Origin of the sequence: Ensifer sp. 2TAB8 (assembly GCF_052115125.1) — a bacterium.
In the GTDB taxonomy this organism is placed as follows: domain Bacteria; phylum Pseudomonadota; class Alphaproteobacteria; order Rhizobiales; family Rhizobiaceae; genus Ensifer.
The window spans coordinates 81,890-98,062 of the sequence record NZ_JBFRGB010000018.1; the positions used below are offsets into that span (position 1 = coordinate 81,890).

At 62.1% G+C, this 16,173-nt stretch carries 16 protein-coding genes; 5 read left to right on the top strand and 11 right to left on the bottom strand.

The genetic code is table 11. The annotated features are described in order from the left end of the window. Positions 1–8: 8 nt before the first annotated feature. The 8 genes from tsaE to chvI form a co-directional block, all read right to left on the bottom strand. Positions 9–1,520, bottom strand: coding sequence for a tRNA (adenosine(37)-N6)-threonylcarbamoyltransferase complex ATPase subunit type 1 TsaE (tsaE, locus tag AB4Z53_RS25355; RefSeq protein WP_441598297.1), 1,512 nt, complete (start codon positions 1,518–1,520; stop codon positions 9–11). Then, on the bottom strand, positions 1,520–4,000 hold the full coding sequence (locus tag AB4Z53_RS25360) for an ATP-binding protein (RefSeq protein WP_291156485.1): 2,481 nt from the start codon (positions 3,998–4,000) through the stop codon (positions 1,520–1,522). Before AB4Z53_RS25360 ends, tsaE begins: the two co-directional genes overlap by 1 nt. A 306-nt stretch (positions 4,001–4,306) precedes the next feature. Then, complete coding sequence (gene ahcY, locus AB4Z53_RS25365) at positions 4,307–5,707, bottom strand: adenosylhomocysteinase (protein ID WP_441598299.1); 1,401 nt, start codon at positions 5,705–5,707, stop codon at positions 4,307–4,309. 165 nt (positions 5,708–5,872) lie between these two features. Continuing rightward, on the bottom strand, positions 5,873–6,163 hold the full coding sequence (locus AB4Z53_RS25370) for an HPr family phosphocarrier protein (RefSeq protein WP_113538254.1): 291 nt from the start codon (positions 6,161–6,163) through the stop codon (positions 5,873–5,875). Further along, a complete protein-coding gene (locus tag AB4Z53_RS25375; protein WP_113538253.1) occupies positions 6,163–6,564 on the bottom strand; it encodes a PTS sugar transporter subunit IIA in 402 nt (133 codons plus the stop codon). Before AB4Z53_RS25375 ends, AB4Z53_RS25370 begins: the two co-directional genes overlap by 1 nt. Positions 6,565–6,720: 156 nt before the next feature. Then, on the bottom strand, positions 6,721–7,173 hold the full coding sequence (locus AB4Z53_RS25380) for an HPr kinase/phosphorylase (protein ID WP_113538252.1): 453 nt from the start codon (positions 7,171–7,173) through the stop codon (positions 6,721–6,723). Continuing rightward, positions 7,173–8,960 (bottom strand): sensor histidine kinase, encoded by a 1,788-nt coding sequence (locus AB4Z53_RS25385; protein WP_113538251.1) that lies wholly within the window; start codon positions 8,958–8,960, stop codon positions 7,173–7,175. The genes AB4Z53_RS25380 and AB4Z53_RS25385 overlap by 1 nt, the downstream gene beginning before the upstream one ends. Before the next feature lie 200 nt (positions 8,961–9,160). After that, entirely contained in the window at positions 9,161–9,886 is a 726-nt protein-coding gene (gene chvI, locus AB4Z53_RS25390; RefSeq protein ID WP_113538278.1) for a two-component system response regulator ChvI, read from the bottom strand. A gap of 324 nt (positions 9,887–10,210) precedes the next feature. Here chvI and AB4Z53_RS25395 point away from each other — a divergent pair, with 324 nt between their 5' ends. The 5 genes from AB4Z53_RS25395 (at position 10,211) to AB4Z53_RS25415 (ending at position 14,011) form a co-directional block, all read left to right on the top strand. Next, positions 10,211–11,821 carry a phosphoenolpyruvate carboxykinase gene (locus AB4Z53_RS25395; RefSeq protein WP_441598302.1) on the top strand — a complete coding sequence of 537 codons (1,611 nt, stop codon included), beginning with the start codon at positions 10,211–10,213 and terminating at the stop codon, positions 11,819–11,821. 137 nt (positions 11,822–11,958) lie between these two features. After that, the gene (arfB, locus tag AB4Z53_RS25400) at positions 11,959–12,393 is read left to right on the top strand and encodes an alternative ribosome rescue aminoacyl-tRNA hydrolase ArfB (RefSeq protein ID WP_441598304.1); all 435 of its coding nucleotides are present in this window, start codon (positions 11,959–11,961) and stop codon (positions 12,391–12,393) included. Between the two features lie 80 nt (positions 12,394–12,473). Further along, the gene (gene lysM, locus AB4Z53_RS25405; protein WP_034802175.1) at positions 12,474–12,947 is read left to right on the top strand and encodes a peptidoglycan-binding protein LysM; all 474 of its coding nucleotides are present in this window, start codon (positions 12,474–12,476) and stop codon (positions 12,945–12,947) included. A 2-nt stretch (positions 12,948–12,949) separates the two neighbouring features. Further along, the gene (locus AB4Z53_RS25410) at positions 12,950–13,387 is read left to right on the top strand and encodes a hypothetical protein (protein ID WP_441598306.1); all 438 of its coding nucleotides are present in this window, start codon (positions 12,950–12,952) and stop codon (positions 13,385–13,387) included. Between the two features lie 12 nt (positions 13,388–13,399). Next, the gene (locus tag AB4Z53_RS25415; protein ID WP_441598308.1) at positions 13,400–14,011 is read left to right on the top strand and encodes an alpha-ketoglutarate-dependent dioxygenase AlkB; all 612 of its coding nucleotides are present in this window, start codon (positions 13,400–13,402) and stop codon (positions 14,009–14,011) included. Positions 14,012–14,068: 57 nt separating this feature from the next. Here AB4Z53_RS25415 and coaA read toward each other — a convergent pair whose 3' ends face one another. From coaA to hisF, 3 genes are read right to left on the bottom strand one after another with little or no spacing between them, the layout of a single operon-like run. After that, on the bottom strand, positions 14,069–15,061 hold the full coding sequence (gene coaA / locus AB4Z53_RS25420; protein ID WP_113538247.1) for a type I pantothenate kinase: 993 nt from the start codon (positions 15,059–15,061) through the stop codon (positions 14,069–14,071). Beyond that, positions 15,058–15,381, bottom strand: coding sequence for a phosphoribosyl-ATP diphosphatase (locus AB4Z53_RS25425; RefSeq protein ID WP_113538246.1), 324 nt, complete (start codon positions 15,379–15,381; stop codon positions 15,058–15,060). The genes coaA and AB4Z53_RS25425 overlap by 4 nt, the downstream gene beginning before the upstream one ends. A 15-nt stretch (positions 15,382–15,396) precedes the next feature. Then, positions 15,397–16,173, bottom strand: coding sequence for an imidazole glycerol phosphate synthase subunit HisF (gene hisF / locus AB4Z53_RS25430; RefSeq protein WP_441598310.1), 777 nt, complete (start codon positions 16,171–16,173; stop codon positions 15,397–15,399).

A 16,173-nucleotide genomic window follows, 5' to 3' on the forward strand; every position in this document is an offset into this window, starting at 1 on the left:
CTTCTCTGTCAGTTCGCTGATTCGGAAACGAGGATTCCGGTCTTCATACACCAGTCGTGCAAGGGTTTCAGCGATTCATGTGAAAGCGCCGCCTGAAGATAGGCGAAAGTGCGCGGCATGTGTTTCATGTAGCCGGGCTTGCCGTCGCGCTGCATCAGCCGCACCCAGATGCCGACGAGCTTGCAGTTGCGCTGTGCCGACATCAGGTGCCAGTCGCGCAGGAACGTCGCCTCGTCAAAGCTGCCGCTCGCGCGTCGCTCCGTGAGGTAGGTTTCCATCATCCGGTTTGCGAGCGAAGGTGCGATGCTGACGCGCGCATCCTGCACCAATGACGCCACGTCATAGGCGATCGGACCAATCATTGCGTCCTGGAAATCGATGAGGCCGATCCGGTCCAGGCCCTGGCGTTCCCCGCGCCAGATGATGTTCGGCGAATGGAAGTCGCGCAGCAGCAGGTTGGTCTCGGACGTCTGCAGCAGGTCGATCAGGCTGTCCCAGATTTCCGCATATTCGCGCTTTTCGTCGTCGCTTGCCGGCGCGCCGCGTTTCCACGGCAGATACCAGTCGGTCAATAGCCGGGTTTCGATCTTCATCGCCGTGCGGTCGAAATCCGGAATGCGGTGAATGATCGCTCGGTCGACGCTGATCTCGGTTGGCACCTGTTCTGTATGCAACTGTGCCAGCAGCCGTGCACTTTCGACGTAGCGCTCATCGATCGGCTGTCCGTCCGTATCGAGAACGCCGTCCGAGCCCAGATCTTCGATCAAGAGGATGCCCTGGTCGAGATCGCGGGCATAGATTTCAGGCGCTGCAAAGCCGCGGGCAATCAGCAACTGGTCGATGGCGACGAATGGAACGACGTCTTCGGCGATATGAGCGAGCTGCTGGTAGTATTTGCCGTCCTGCAGAATGGGTCCCGGCTTATGTCGTGGAGAATCCATCAGAATCCGGCTAACGGAGCCGTCTGCCGGGTAAACGCGCTCATAGGCGCGGATCGAGGCGTCGCCGCTCAGGTGGCGGCGTCGCACCCTTGGGTGATCGTTCCGGTCGAGGAAGTCTCGGATCGCGAGCGTGCGGGCAATGCGCTGCAGCTTTTCGTCCGGCCCCGCAATTTCGATGCTGCGCCCAGCGCCTTCATGGGTGATCGTCAGCGCGATGCGGCTGGCGGGAAGGGCGTCGTCAGCCCGTTCCGGCCATTCGACAAGGCAGATGCCTTGCGATAGCGCCTCGTCAAAACCGAGTTCGTCCAACTCGCTGGAATCGGCGAGCCGGTAGAGGTCGAAATGCGCGACGGGTATGCGCAGGTCGTAGCTTTGGACCAGCGTGAAGGTCGGGCTTGGCACTTCCAGCCCATCGTCATCGGCAATGGCTCGAAGGAAGGCGCGTGCCAGGGTCGACTTGCCGGCGCCGAGGTCACCCGAGAGCGCGACGCAGTCGCCGGGCCTCAGGGCCAGCGCCAGATCTTCGCCGAGCTCGATCGTTGCCGGCTCATCCGCCAGGAAGCGCTCGATCGCGGGCATCATTCAGCCGCGACGACAGTCGGCACGTCGGCCGAAGGAATGCGGCAGGTCACTTCGGTACCTTCGCCTTCCTTGCTGCGGATGGAGACGGTGCCATGATGCAGGCTGACGAAGCTCTCGACGATCGAAAGTCCGAGACCTGCGCCGCCACGCTGGCCGTAGCTCTCGAAGCGATTGAACACGGTGTCGAGTACGTCCTGCGGGATGCCTGGGCCGCTGTCCGAAACCGAGAAGATGAAGTCGCTGCCCTCGCGGCGGCACTTCAGGTCGATGGCGCTGCCATCCGGCGCGAAGTTGGCGGCATTGGTGAGCAGCTTGACGAAGATCTGCTTCAGCCGCTGCTGGTCGGCGATCATGCGGCCGAGATTGTCGGGGGCGGCAATCCTGAGGGTCACGCCGCTCTCCATCAGCCGATCGGCCATCTGATGGGCGATATCGTCGAGGAAATCGGTGAGGCTGATGTCGGACATGTCGAGCTGGACGATGCCGGCATCGACGGTCGCGAGATCCAGGATGTCGTTGACGATGGTCAGCAGCAACGACGAAGAGGTCGCGATATGGTCGACATACTCCGCCTGCCGGTCGTTGAGATCGCCGAAGGCCGGGGTCTTCAACAGATCGGCGAAACCGATGATGTTGGTGAGCGGCGAACGCAGCTCATAGGAAACGTGATGCACGAAGTCGTTCTTCAGGGCATCCGCCTTGCGCAGCGCTTCGTTCTTTTCGGTGAGCGCGCGTTCGACCCGGACGCTGTCGGTGATGTTGACGAAGGTCAGCATCGTCTGCGCGTTCGGCAGCGGGATGACGGCGTAATCGAGGATCAGCCCGGTTCGAAGCTCGAGGATGCCACGGCTGGAGGGCCGTTCGTCATCGAAGCTCGTGATGATGTGGGTGAACCGCTTCCAGCCGTCCGGCTGGTCGTAGGAGATGAGGCAGGCCTGCTCGATCGCCCGGATATGGGTGCCGGGCTTGGCTTCCGCCTCGCTGATGCCCCAGATCGCCCGGAACGCGGGGTTCGACAGGCGAATGCGGCCGTCGGGACCGAACACTGCCACACCTTCGGCCAGATGGTCGATGGTCTCGCCCTGGACCTGGACAAGCGTGTTGTAGCGCGTTTCGAGGTCGACTTTCTCGGTCAGGTTCTCGAATACCCAGGTGACGCCGCCCTGCGGGCGGGCGGTGGCAAAGACGCGCAGTGTCTGGCCGTTCGGCAGGTGCCAAAGGTCGCTCTGCGTATCGAGCGCCTGATAGACGGAAAGCGCGTTTGCCTTCCATTGTTTCCAATTGAGCTGTTCCGGCAATTGTCCGCCGGCGCGCAGCCGGTCGAGCACTTCGCCGTTGTCGGGCTTGCGCTCGAGGAAGCCGATATCGAGGTTCCACAGGCGCTGGAAGGCCTGGTTGTAAAACTGCAGGCGCTGACTGCCGTCGAAGATCGCGACGGGGGTCGCGAGATGATCGAGCGTTTCGGCGTGGCTCTTGAGCGTGCGGTTGAGTTCCTCGCGGACGGCTTCGATGCCGGATATGTCGACGGCAACACCGGCCGAACCGGCAGGGCTGCGGGCGTCGACGACGTCGAAGAAGGTGCGGTTGCCCCGAACGACAGTCGAGACCTTGTCGCGGAACGGCGTGTCGAAGGTCGAGACTGCGCGGATCTTTTCGCGCGCAACGGTCGCGAGCAGTTCGCGCCCTTCGTTGACGGCCGTCGCAACATCAGGTGCCTCGACGGCGTCGGCATAGGCTTCGTTGACCCAGGTGAGCGAGCCATCCGTGCCGCGCTGCCAGACCGGCAGGTCGATAGCGTCGAGAAGCGTGCGGAAGGAGACGAGCGCGGTGTTGAGCCGATCGTGCTCAAGTTTCAGCTCGGCGAGCTCTGCGCGCATGTTGTTGAGGGCGATGAAGCGCACGAAAGCGCGCCCGCCCGAGACCCGTCCCTGGGCCTCCAGCACTTCATTGCGCTGCGTTTCGAGCACCAGGTCGAAGCTGCGTGCCTGTGTGCGTAGCGCCTCGATCGCGTTTTCCAGCTCGCCGGCGGATTGCGCCTTGATCCAGCGTCCAAAGGCCAGGAACTCGCGGTCGTCCGCCGGGGCGCCGGTTTCAGCCGGCAACTGGCCGAGCAGTTCGGCCCGTTCAAGAAGCCCGTCCCAGACAACGATCCGGCGGTTCTTGTCGGCTACGAGCGCCTGGTAGCGCGAGAGACGCTGGTTGGCGTCCGACAGGTCGGAGCGCAATTCGCGGTTTTCGGCTTCGATGTTGCCGCGCTGGCGGATCAACCAGATCGCCGAGATCATGGCTGCGGAAACGACCCCGATGAGTACGGAGAAGGTGACGACTTCCGACGAGCCGAAGATATTGGCTTTCTGCGGTGCGACCTGGGCGAGTGCATCCGTTGCTGCAAAGAGAGCGGTGCCGGCCAGCAGGTGGCGCAGGAACTTCGGGGCCTTGCGGCGGGTGCCCGGAATAGCTGTTTGGTCTCTGTTCATGGCGCTGCCATCCCCGTCTGTCCAAAGGGTGCTGCTGGCCTTGTTGCGCCTTGCACAGTTCCACCGAGGCCCTGGTCAAGGGTCCGCGTCAGTTCCGCTTGCATCCCCGGTCTGTCTCCGTCTGTTTGCCGCTTATCCGACAAGACATCCCATCCGCGATGCCCAAGGTCCGCACCGGCATCACGAATCAATGGGTTAGAGCATACTTCCTAGTCGAATCGTCGGGAAGGGAGAGGCCCAAAAAAGCGGCCGCGCTCTCTTGTCAAGAACGCGGCCACAAGATGTTGTGGATTGCCCGGGTAACGATTAGTACCGGTAGTGCTCAGCCTTGAACGGGCCCTGCGTCTTCACGCCGATGTAGTCGGCCTGTTCTTCGGAAAGCTCGGTGAGCTTGGCGCCGAGCTTCTTCAGGTGCAGGCGAGCGACCTTCTCGTCGAGCGCCTTCGGCAGGACGTAGACTTCGTTCTTGTAGCTCGCGCCCTTGGTGAAGAGTTCGATCTGCGCCAGGACCTGGTTGGAGAACGAGGCCGACATGACGAAGGACGGGTGGCCGGTGGCGTTGCCGAGGTTCAGCAGGCGGCCTTCCGAGAGCAGGATCATGCGGTTGCCCTTCGGGAACTCGATCATGTCGACCTGCGGCTTGATGTTCGTCCATTTCAGGTTGCGCAGTGCCGAGACCTGGATCTCGTTGTCGAAGTGGCCGATGTTGCCGACGATCGCCATGTCCTTCATCTCGCGCATGTGGTCCATGCGGATGACGTCCTTGTTGCCGGTCGTCGTGATGAAGATGTCGGCGCTGGAGACAACGTCTTCGAGCTGAACGACTTCATAGCCGTCCATGGCAGCCTGCAGTGCGCAGATCGGGTCGACTTCGGTGACCTTGATGCGCGCGCCGGCACCGGCGAGTGATGCTGCCGAACCCTTGCCGACGTCGCCGTAACCGCAGACGACGGCAACCTTGCCGGCCATCATTACGTCGGTGCCGCGGCGGATGCCGTCGACCAGCGATTCCTTGCAGCCGTACTTGTTGTCGAACTTCGACTTGGTGACAGAGTCGTTGACGTTGATCGCCGGGAACGGCAGCAGGCCCTTGGCCTGGAGCTGGTACAGACGGTTGACGCCGGTGGTGGTTTCTTCGGTAACGCCCTTGATGGCGTCACGCTGCTTGGTGAACCAGCCCGGCGAAGCCTGAATGCGCTTCTTGATCTGCGCGACGAGGATCTCTTCTTCCTCGGAACTCGGGTTCGAGAGGACGTCTTCGCCGGCTTCGGCGCGGGCGCCGAGCAGGATGTACATGGTGGCGTCGCCGCCGTCGTCGAGGATCATGTTCGAGACGCCGCCGTCGGCCCACTGGAAGATCTTGTCCGTGTAGGTCCAGTATTCTTCGAGTGTCTCACCCTTGACGGCGAAAACCGGGACGCCACTCGCGGCGATCGCGGCAGCGGCGTGGTCCTGGGTCGAGAAGATGTTGCATGAGGCCCAGCGCACGTCGGCGCCGAGAGCGACCAGCGTCTCGATCAGAACGGCGGTCTGGATGGTCATGTGCAGCGAGCCGGTGATGCGCGCGCCCTTCAGCGGCTTGGAAGCGCCGAACTCTTCGCGGCAGGCCATCAGGCCCGGCATTTCCGTTTCGGCGATCGCAATTTCCTTGCGCCCGAAATCGGCGAGCCCGATGTCGGCGACGATATAGTCCTGAGTGGTGGTCATGGAATTCTCCGGGCTGATCTCTTCAAGCCGCATGGCTTCAACCGAACTGCGGCGCGATTATGCCTCCCGCGCCTACCGACACGGTGAGAGTGCGACCGATCTATCAGGAATCAGGGGAGAGGGCAATATCGATATAAAGAAGTCTTTATATCTTTATATTGTCCGTTACATTTCCTCGCCGAACTTGTCCGCGACCAGGGCGTCGAGCGCGTTCAGCGCCTCTTCGGCCTGCGTGCCGCTGGCGGTCACGCACACGCTGCAGCCGGTGCTGGCGGCCAGCATCATCAATCCCATGATCGACGTTCCGCCGACCGTCATGCCGTCCTTCGACACGGTGATCTCGGCGTCATAGGCTTCGACCGTCTGCACGAACTTTGCCGACGCCCGCGCATGCAGGCCTCGCTTGTTGATGATCAGCAGTTCGCGCGTCAGCGACATGTCGGGGCGATGATCCATTACTTGCCACTCAGGACGCGGCTGGCGACGTTGATGTATTTCCGTCCGGCTTCCGAGGCCTCGACGAGCGCCTTGTCCATGTCGCTCTCGCCGCGTACGCCGGCAAGCTTGATCAGCATCGGCAGGTTGACGCCGGCAATCACTTCGACGGTACCGCTGCGCATCACCGATATGGCGAGGTTGGAGGGCGTTCCGCCGAACATGTCGGTCAGGATGATGACGCCGTTGCCCTCGTCGACCTTGGTGACGGCGTCGAGGATATCCTGCCGACGCTGGTCCATGTCGTCCTCGGGGCCGATGCAGACGGTCTCTATAGCTTTTTGCGGACCGACGACATGCTCAAGCGCAAGTCGAAATTCCTCAGCCAGCTTGCCATGAGTGACAAGCACAAGTCCGATCATGTGTATCTTCGCTCCAACTGCACACGCAATTCACTGATGGCCAGATATCGCAATGCAGCAATTTCGTCCACCTGTTGGGGCGGCCATCTTGGCAAGGAAAAGGGGAAGTGCAAGCCAAAAATGCCGAAAAACCAGTCGCGCTGACGGTAAATCGAGCTAGAATCCTATTTTTTCAGCGATGAGCGCCCGCAAAATATCGAGAGCTTGGGCACCCTCTTCAACGGGAACGCGAACAATCGGAAGTGCTCGCCCGAGTGGTAGCGACAGTATCTCGTCTTCCGGCGGTAGGCGCGGGTCGAAAGGGGCGCTGATGGGGAGCAGGGCCCAGTCCATCACCGCGGCAGGCACGGTTTCGATCTTGCCGATGCCGGCACCACGGATTTCGATCAGGCCGTGGATGGACGGGGGGCAGCGCGCAACGATCCTGTCGTGTTCGAGGCCCAGATCCACCCGATCGTCGGCGACGAGGGCCGCGAAGTGGCCGGCCTGTCGTGCGGCGGCAATGCATGCGAGCGCCAGCCTGGATTTTCCGATACCGGAAGGGCCCGTGATCAGGAAGCCTCGCGTCCCGAGCACGATGGCAGTGCCGTGGACATTGGCGCGCTCCATCACGCGTGCGGCTCGGCGGGAAGCGACAGGATGAAGCGCGCACCGCTGACGTGGCCGTCCTGGGCGATGATGTTCTCCGCCTTCAGTGTGCCGCCATGGGCTTCGGCGATCTGCCTGGAGATCGACAGACCGAGGCCCGAGTTCTGGCCGAAGTCCTCGCCTTCCGGCCGATCGGTGTAGAAGCGCTCGAAAATGCGGTCGATGTCTTCCGCCTGGATACCGGGACCGTTGTCTTCGATATAGACGAGGCAGCGCGAGCGCGACCGTGTCAGGCGGACGACGATCCGGCCGCTGTCTTCGGGAACGAAGGACCGGGCATTCTCGATCAGGTTGGTGATGATCTGCCCGATGCGCAGCTCATAGCCGCTGACGGCAAAACGGGCCTTGGGGCTGTCCTTGCGGTCGATGACGAAGTCGAGCAACACCGTCTTCTTCTTGCTGCGGACCTGGCGCGAGATATCGACGAGATCGCCGAGAAGCTTCTCCAGATCGATGATCTTGGCGTCGCTACGCGCAAGTTCGGCGTCGAGCCGCGAGGCGTCCGAGATATCGCTGATCAGGCGATCGAGGCGGCGGACGTCATGCTGGATGACGTCCATCAGGCGCTTCTTGGATTCGTCGGTCCGCGCCAACGGCAGCGTCTCGACGGCGCTGCGCAGCGAGGTAAGGGGGTTCTTCAGTTCGTGACTGACGTCGGCTGCGAAGGCCTCGATCGCCGCGATCCGGTCGTAGAGCGCGGTCGTCATCTCGCGCAGTGCGACGGAAAGGTTGCCGATCTCGTCCTGGCGGGAGGAGAAGTCAGGAATTTCCTCGCGCTCCTTGGCGCCGCCGCGACGCACGCGAACGGCCGCGGCCGCCAGGCGCCGGAGCGGATTGGCAATTGTCGAAGACAGAAGCAGCGACAGGATGATGTTGACGAGGGCAGCCACGCCGAAGACGCGGATGATGGCGAGCCGTTCCGCCTGAACGATCTTGTCGATGTCGCCGGCCTGCGTCGAAAGCAGGAGTACGCCGAGAACGGCGCGGAAGCGCTGCACGGGAACGGCCACCGAAACGATGAGCTCACCCTTCTCGGTCACGCGCTCCACATAGCCGCGCACGCCGGTCAGCGCGTTGGTGACCTCAGGGTAGATCGAGCCGTTGCCCCCGGGCGGTTCCTTGTAGAGCGGCAGATTGCCGGGCTGGAGCAGCTTGTTCAGCCAGCTGTTGAGCTTCTCGGCAATGCCCGTCGATTCCGGCTCGATCGGCGGCAGGTCGAAGCGTAGCACCTGGCCGCCGCTATAGAGGTGTCGCGAATCGAGCAGCAGGTCGGCATCCGCGTCGAAAAGCCGGGCCCGGGTACGTGTCGGTGAGATCAGCCGGCGCAGGACCGGTGCGACGCGTTCCTGGATGATCGGGAAGTCGAGATCCTCGTCGCTCGGCAGCGGCGTAATGCTCTGGCCAGCCTGCAGCTCCAGCAGCTTTTCGGGATCGATGGTGATCGAGTTGGTATCGACCGAGGCTGATGCCGAGATGGCGCCGGCGATGATTTCGCCCTGGGTCAGCAGGCTCTCGACGCGCGCATCGATCAGCCCCTCGCGGAACTGGTTGAGGTACATGATGCCGCCGACGAGGACGACAAGTGCCACCAGGTTGAAGAAGACGATGCGGCGCGTCAGGCTCGAGAAGACGGCATTGCCGAACAGTCGGCGAATCAGCGTGAAGGGATGTGCCCAGCGGCGCTGACCCTGCTGTGCCTGCGCACGCCCGTCACTGTCTTCGATGTCGCCCTGCAAGACTTCTACCAAATGTCCCGCTCCCGCGCGGACTGTCCTTCACGTTTGTTCGATTGCGACGGCGGCCGCTGCCGGTCGCGTCGCCGCTGTCTTTATCGTTCCGGTCCAAAGACGGCGGAGAACGCGGCGAGCTTCAAAGGAGGCCGTCGGCCACGCTCACCGTAGCGACGCTTCAAATGCGCCACTATGGGAGCGATGGCAAGCCCTGCGGCTCAGGCGGTCTCCCGGAAACGGTAACCGACACCGTAAAGCGTCTCGATCATATCAAAGTCGTTGTCGACCATCTTGAACTTCTTGCGCAGCCGCTTGATGTGGCTGTCGATGGTGCGGTCGTCGACATAGACCTGCTCGTCATAGGCCGCGTCCATCAGTGCGTCGCGGCTCTTCACCACGCCCGGGCGTTGGGCAAGCGAGTGGAGGATGAGGAATTCGGTCACCGTCAGCGTCACCGGCTCGTTCTTCCAGGTGCAGGTGTGGCGCTCCTGGTCCATCACCAGCTGTCCGCGCTCCAGCGAGCGCGAGGGTGCATCGGAAGCCTTCGTGGTGTTGGTCGGGTTGGCGGCCGCGGCCTCGCGGTTTGCAGCCCGACGCAAGATCGCCTTGACCCGTTCGACCAGCAGGCGCTGCGAGAACGGCTTGGTGATGAAATCGTCGGCGCCCATCTTCAGACCGAAGAGCTCGTCGATCTCTTCATCCTTGGAGGTGAGGAAAATCACTGGGAGGTCGGACTTCTGTCTCAGGCGGCGCAACAGTTCCATGCCGTCCATGCGCGGCATCTTGATGTCGAAAATCGCAAGTTGCGGCGGCCGGGCAAGCAGGCCCTCGAGCGCGGAAGCACCGTCGGTATAGGTCTCGACCTTGTAGCCCTCCGCCTCCAGGGCGATGGATACGGACGTCAGAATATTCCGGTCATCATCGACAAGCGCGATGGTCTGCATCGTGTTCAACTCCGTCTTTTGAGGTGCCGGTCTCGTCCCCGAAAACTCCGGCATTCGCGAGTCACGGGTGCGTTAGTGAGTATAAAGGTGGAACAAATTGTGGCGAAGCCCAAAAAGCACCTGTCGTGACGATAGGATAGCTCCCCTCAGTTCGGTGTTCTGCAGGCCGAATTCAACCGATTAAAAAAACGATAATTTTCTTTAAATCGATTAATATACTGAAATCATTATTCTTTTTTTGACGCCGCCTTGTTTTTGAGCGAGCATGCAAGTAAGGTCCGGCGAAATTCAACGCCAATGGCCAAACACGAAGGAAGCTTGACCATGGAGCAACTCGGCACTCGCAATCTCGCGAACGGCTTGGAAAAACTCGGCTTTATCGACCTCGAAACGGTTCGGTACAACCTCGAAGCCGCAGAGCTTTATGAGGAAGCTCTTCGCCGCGGCGAGGCTGAGCTGACGGCACACGGAGCACTCGTCGCCCGTACCGGCCAGCACACCGGCCGTTCGCCGAAGGACAAGTTCGTGGTTCGCGATGCGAACACTGACGACCAGATCTGGTGGGACAACAACAAGCCGATGTCTCCGGAGCATTTTGCGCTGCTCCGCCAGGACATGCTCGATCACGCCAAGGGCATGTCGCTCTACGTGCAGGATCTCGTTGGCGGTGCCGACGCCGATAACGCTCTGCCGACCCGCGTCGTCACCGAATATGCCTGGCATTCGCTGTTCATCCGCAATCTGCTGATCCGCCCGGCCCGCGAGGCCCTCGGATCCTTCCTGCCGAAGCTGACGATCATCGATCTGCCGAGCTTCAAGGCCGATCCGGAGCGCTACGGCTGCCGTACCGAGACCGTCATCGCCTGCGATTTCACCAACGGCCTGATCCTCATCGGCGGCACGTCCTATGCCGGCGAGATGAAGAAGTCCGTCTTCACGGTTCTCAATTACCTGCTGCCCAAGAAGGGCGTCATGCCGATGCATTGCTCGGCAAACGTTGGTCCCGAAGGCGACACGGCGATCTTCTTCGGCCTCTCCGGCACCGGCAAGACGACGCTTTCGGCTGATCCGACCCGTACGCTGATCGGCGACGACGAGCACGGCTGGGGCGAGCAGGGCGTCTTCAACTTCGAAGGCGGCTGCTACGCCAAGGCGATCCGTCTGTCGGAAGCTGCCGAGCCGGAAATCTATGCGACGACCCGCCGTTTCGGCACCGTCATGGAAAACGTCGTTCTCGACGAACGCCGCGTTCCTGATTTCGACGATGGTTCGCTGACGGAAAACACCCGCTGCGCCTATCCGCTCGATTTCATCCCGAACGCCAGCGCCACCGGCACGGCACCTCAGCCGCGCACCATCATCATGCTGACCGCCGATGCCTTCGGCGTGATGCCGCCGATTGCCAAGCTGACGCCGGAACAGGCGATGTACCACTTCCTCTCCGGCTACACCGCCAAGGTTGCCGGCACGGAGAAGGGCGTCACCGAGCCGGAAGCCACATTCTCGACCTGCTTCGGCGCACCGTTCATGCCGCGCCATCCTTCGGAATACGGCAACCTGCTGAAGGATCTGATCGCCAAGAACGGCGTCACCTGCTGGCTGGTCAACACCGGCTGGACCGGCGGCGCCTACGGCACCGGCAGCCGCATGCCGATCAAGGTGACGCGCGCTCTGCTTGCCGCCGCACTTGACGGTTCGCTGAACGCCGCTGAACTGCGCACCGACGGCAACTTCGGTTTCGCCGTTCCGGTCTCGGTCCCGGGCGTCGACGACGGCATCCTCGATCCGCGCTCGACCTGGACCGACGGTGCAGCCTACGATGCACAGGCACGCCGCCTCGTCGACATGTTCATCACGAACTTCGCCAAGTTCGAGAGCCATGTGGATGGCAGCGTTCGCGACGCGGCTCCCGGCACCAAAATCGCCGCCGAATAAAGATCGTCGGCTATGATTCACGTGAAACCCGGTCCTTGTGGCCGGGTTTTTCGCTTTCGCGCCTCTGATGAGACGCGCGACGCCCGTAGTGTTTTCAACGGGTTCGCTCTGTGCCATAGATCGGGCCGAGGTGAACCATGGCCAGCGACCCGCTCTACATAAACGACAATATCGTCATCGCCGGCTGGGAGCTGACGGAGCAATTCGTGCTGGCCGGCGGGCCGGGCGGACAGAACGTCAACAAGGTGTCGACCGCCGTTCAGCTGTTCTTCAACGTCCAGGCTTCTCCGGCACTCTCCGATCGCATCAAGGCCAATGCCCTGAAGATTGCCGGCCGTCGCGCCTCGAAGGAGGGTGTGCTGATGATCGAAGCCAGCCGCTTTCGCAGCCAGGAGCGCAACCGCGAGGATGCCCGCGAGCGGCTGAAGGAGCTGATTCTCAAGGCCGCCGAGCCGCCGCCACCGCCGCGCAAGAAGACGAAACCGACCCGCGGTTCCGTCGAGCGGCGCCTGAAGGAAAAGTCCGGTCGCGGCGAGATCAAGAAGCTCCGCGGTCGGCCGGGCGGGGAATGATTTCTTTTCTGCCGCTCCCTTGCCTTTGCCAGGCGGCGCCCTCTCTTATCGAGCAGAGTTTTCACAAAAAGGAGATATTCATGGGTCTTTTCAGCTTTATCAAGAACGCAGGCAAGAAGCTTGGCATCGGTGGCGATGACGACGCTCCGGATGCCGAAAGCGTTCAGAAGGAGCTTGCATCCCACGATCTCGGCACCAAGGACGTGCAGGTCGAAGTGGCCGGTGACAAGGTCGTGCTGAAGGGTGTCGTGAAGGATCAGAGCGTCTTCGAAAAGGCAGTCGTTGCCGTCGGCAATACGCTCGGCGTCTCGGCTGTGGAGGCCTCCGAACTCAAGGTCGCCGATGCCGGTGCCGCACCCGCTCCGGCGAAGGAGCCCGTGTTCTATACCGTCAAGAAGGGCGACAATCTCTGGAAGATCGCCGAAGCGCAGTATGGCAAGGGCAAGGGCGCCAAGCACACGGTCATCTTCGAAGCCAACAAGCCGATGCTGACGCATCCGGACAAGATCTATCCCGGCCAGGTTTTGCGCATTCCGGATCTGGACGCGGCCTGAGCGTGTCCCTCAGACGTTCCTCTGCAATTGCGGCGCTGGCGGGCCTCTGGTTTGCCGGCGCTTGTTTGGCGCAGCCCTTCCGGGAGCCCGCCAAGGGCAGCGCCGAGCGCGCCGCCATCCTTGATGCCATCCGCCCGGCGGTGGAGGCTGAGATGCGTGGCCCCGTCGAATTCGTGGTCACGACCATGCGCGCGGCGCCCAACTGGGCCTTCATGCAGGTCGAGCCGCAGCGTCCGGGCGGTGGGACGATCAACCTGGCGCAAACCGGGTTGCGCGACGATGCCGACATGATGGATGGTCTGACGGTGTTCGCAATCGTCAGTTTCCAGAATGGCCGCTGGAACCTGGTCGATCACGTCGTCGGGCCGACGGATGTCGCCTATGCGGGCTGGCCGCTTCGCTATGGCGTTCCCGCGGCACTTCTCGGCCTGGAACAATAAGGACTGCCTCTCATGCAGGTGCTCCCGAAAGGGATCAGACATATTCCGGGCTATCTTGATCGCGCCCGGCAGGAACAACTGGTCGAGGCAATCCGTCTCGTCGTCGCCGAAGCGCCGCTCTTCGTGCCGGAAATGCCGAAGACCGGCAAACCCATGTCGGTGCGGATGACCAATTGCGGCGCGCTCGGCTGGGTTACGGACCGCGATCGCGGCTATCGTTACCAGGCTCAGCATCCGCTGACCGGTCGCCCCTGGCCGCGGATGCCGGATGTACTACTCGATATCTGGAACGCGGTTTCCGCCAGCAACAAGACGCCGGAAGCCTGCCTTGTGAACTTCTACTCCGAGGAAGCCCGTATGGGCCTGCATCAGGATCGCGACGAGCGCGACTTCGAAACCGCCGTCGTCTCGATTTCGCTCGGCGACAGCTGCCTCTTTCGTGTCGGCGGCAATACGCGCGGCGGCCAGACGATGTCTTTCCGGCTCGAAAGCGGCGATGTCGTCGTGCTCGGCGGGGAAGGGCGGCTCGCCTTCCATGGCGTCGACCGCATCTATCCGAATACGTCGACGCTGCTGAAGAACGGCGGCCGGGTCAATCTGACGCTGCGACGCGTCAATCCGTGACCAACTGGGCGGAAAACCGCTTCAACCTTTGCCTGAACTTGTTTCGAGCCCGAAAGCTTAGAGCTTCCTCAGCGCCACCTTTTCCGTCAGGTGGTTCGGGCCCTTCTGCAGGATCAGGTCGGCGCGTGGGCGCGTCGGCAGGATGTTCTGGTGCAGGTTCTTCAGGTTGATGTTGTGCCACAGGCCTTCGGCTATGGCGCGGGCGGCATCCTCGCTGATCGTCGCGTAGCGATGGAAGTAGGATTCCGGGTTCTTGAAGGCGGTTTCGCGCAGCCGCATGAACCGGTTGACGTACCAGCTGTGGATCAGGCTTTCCTCGGCATCGATATAGATCGAGAAGTCGAAGAAATCCGAGACCATCGGCACGATCTTCCCGTCAGCCGGCAGGTTGCGTGACTGCAGAACGTTGATGCCTTCAAAGATCAGGATATCCGGCCGATCGATGACGGTGAACTGATCCGGAAGCACGTCATAGGTCAGGTGCGAATAGCTGGGTGCCCTGACGTTCAGCTGGCCGGCTTTGATCGCCGAAAGGAAGCGCAGGAGTGCGCCGACGTCGTAGCTCTCCGGAAAACCCTTGCGGTCCATCATGTTTTCGCGCTGGAGCACGGCGTTCGGATAAAGGAAGCCGTCGGTCGTCACCAGGTCGACCTTCGGGCTCGACGGCCAGCGTGACAGTAGCTGCGCGAGAATACGAGCCGTCGTCGACTTGCCGACGGCGACCGAACCGGCAATGCCGATGACGAAGGGAGTCTTGGTCTCGGACATGCTGAGGAAGCGTTTGCGTTGCTCGAAGAGCATCTGCGACGATTCCACATGGGTCGAGAGCAGGCGTGACAGCGACAGGTAAATCTGCCGGACCTCGCCGAGATCGACGGGGTCGTTCAGCGAGCGCAGCCGCTGTACCTCGTCGGCCGTCAGCGTCAGCGGCGTATCGGCGCGAAAGTGCGACCATTCCTCGGCGGTGAAGAAATGATAGGGCGAATAATCCTGCTTCTGTGGGTTATCGGGCAGGTCGGCCGGTTCGATGTCTTTCGCCACTATCGTCATGGATTCTGCCGATTTGCCTTTTCCTGCAGGCCAGATTGCTGCGTCCGCCGCGCAAGTTCGTTCAGCACATCCTGCAACGGAACGTCGGCGATCTTCAATACGACCATCAGATGATAGATGAGATCGGCGCTTTCGGCGACGAGATTCGCGCGGTCGTTGCTGATGGCCGCGATCACCGTCTCGACCGCTTCCTCGCCCAGTTTCTTGGCCGCCTTCGGCTGGCCGCCCGCGACCAGCTTTGCCGTCCAGGATTGGTCCGGGGCCGCCTGCGCGCGTGTCGCGACGATGGCCTCGAGATCGGAAAGTGTGAAGTCAGCCATGGAAGATCCTGAAGCTCAGTCGAGGCGCATGGCGATGCCATGCTCGGCCATATAGCGCTTGGTTTCGCCAATGCTATAGGTGCCGAAGTGGAAGATCGAGGCGGCGAGCACGGCGGTCGCATGGCCGTCTTTGATACCGGCGACCATGTGGTCGAGCGTGCCGACGCCGCCGGACGCAATCACCGGCGCGCGGACCGCATCGGCAACGGCGCGGGTAAGCGCGATATCGTAGCCGCTCTTCGTGCCGTCACGGTCCATCGAGGTCAATAGGATCTCGCCAGCGCCGAGATCGACGACCCGGCGGGCAAAGTCGACCGCGTCAATGCCGGTCGGCTGGCGTCCGCCATGGGTGAATATCTCCCAGCGATCCGCTTCGCCATCGGCAGAGACCTTTTTGGCGTCGATGGCGACGACGATGCACTGGTTGCCGAATTTGTCGGCCGCTTCAGCGACGAATTCCGGGTTCTTCACGGCAGCCGTGTTGATCGACACCTTGTCGGCGCCGGCCAGAAGCAGCTTGCGGATGTCGGAAACCTGGCGCACGCCGCCGCCAACCGTCAGCGGCATGAAGCACTGTTCGGCCGTGCGGGCGATGACGTCGAAGATCGTCTCGCGATTGTCCGAGGACGCGGTGATGTCGAGGAAGCAGAGCTCGTCGGCGCCGGCAGCGTCATAGGCGCGGGCCGCTTCCACCGGGTCACCGGCGTCGATCAGGTCGACGAAGTTGACGCCCTTGACGACACGGCCGTCCTTGACGTCGAGGCAGGGGATAACGCGGGCTTTAAGCGTCAT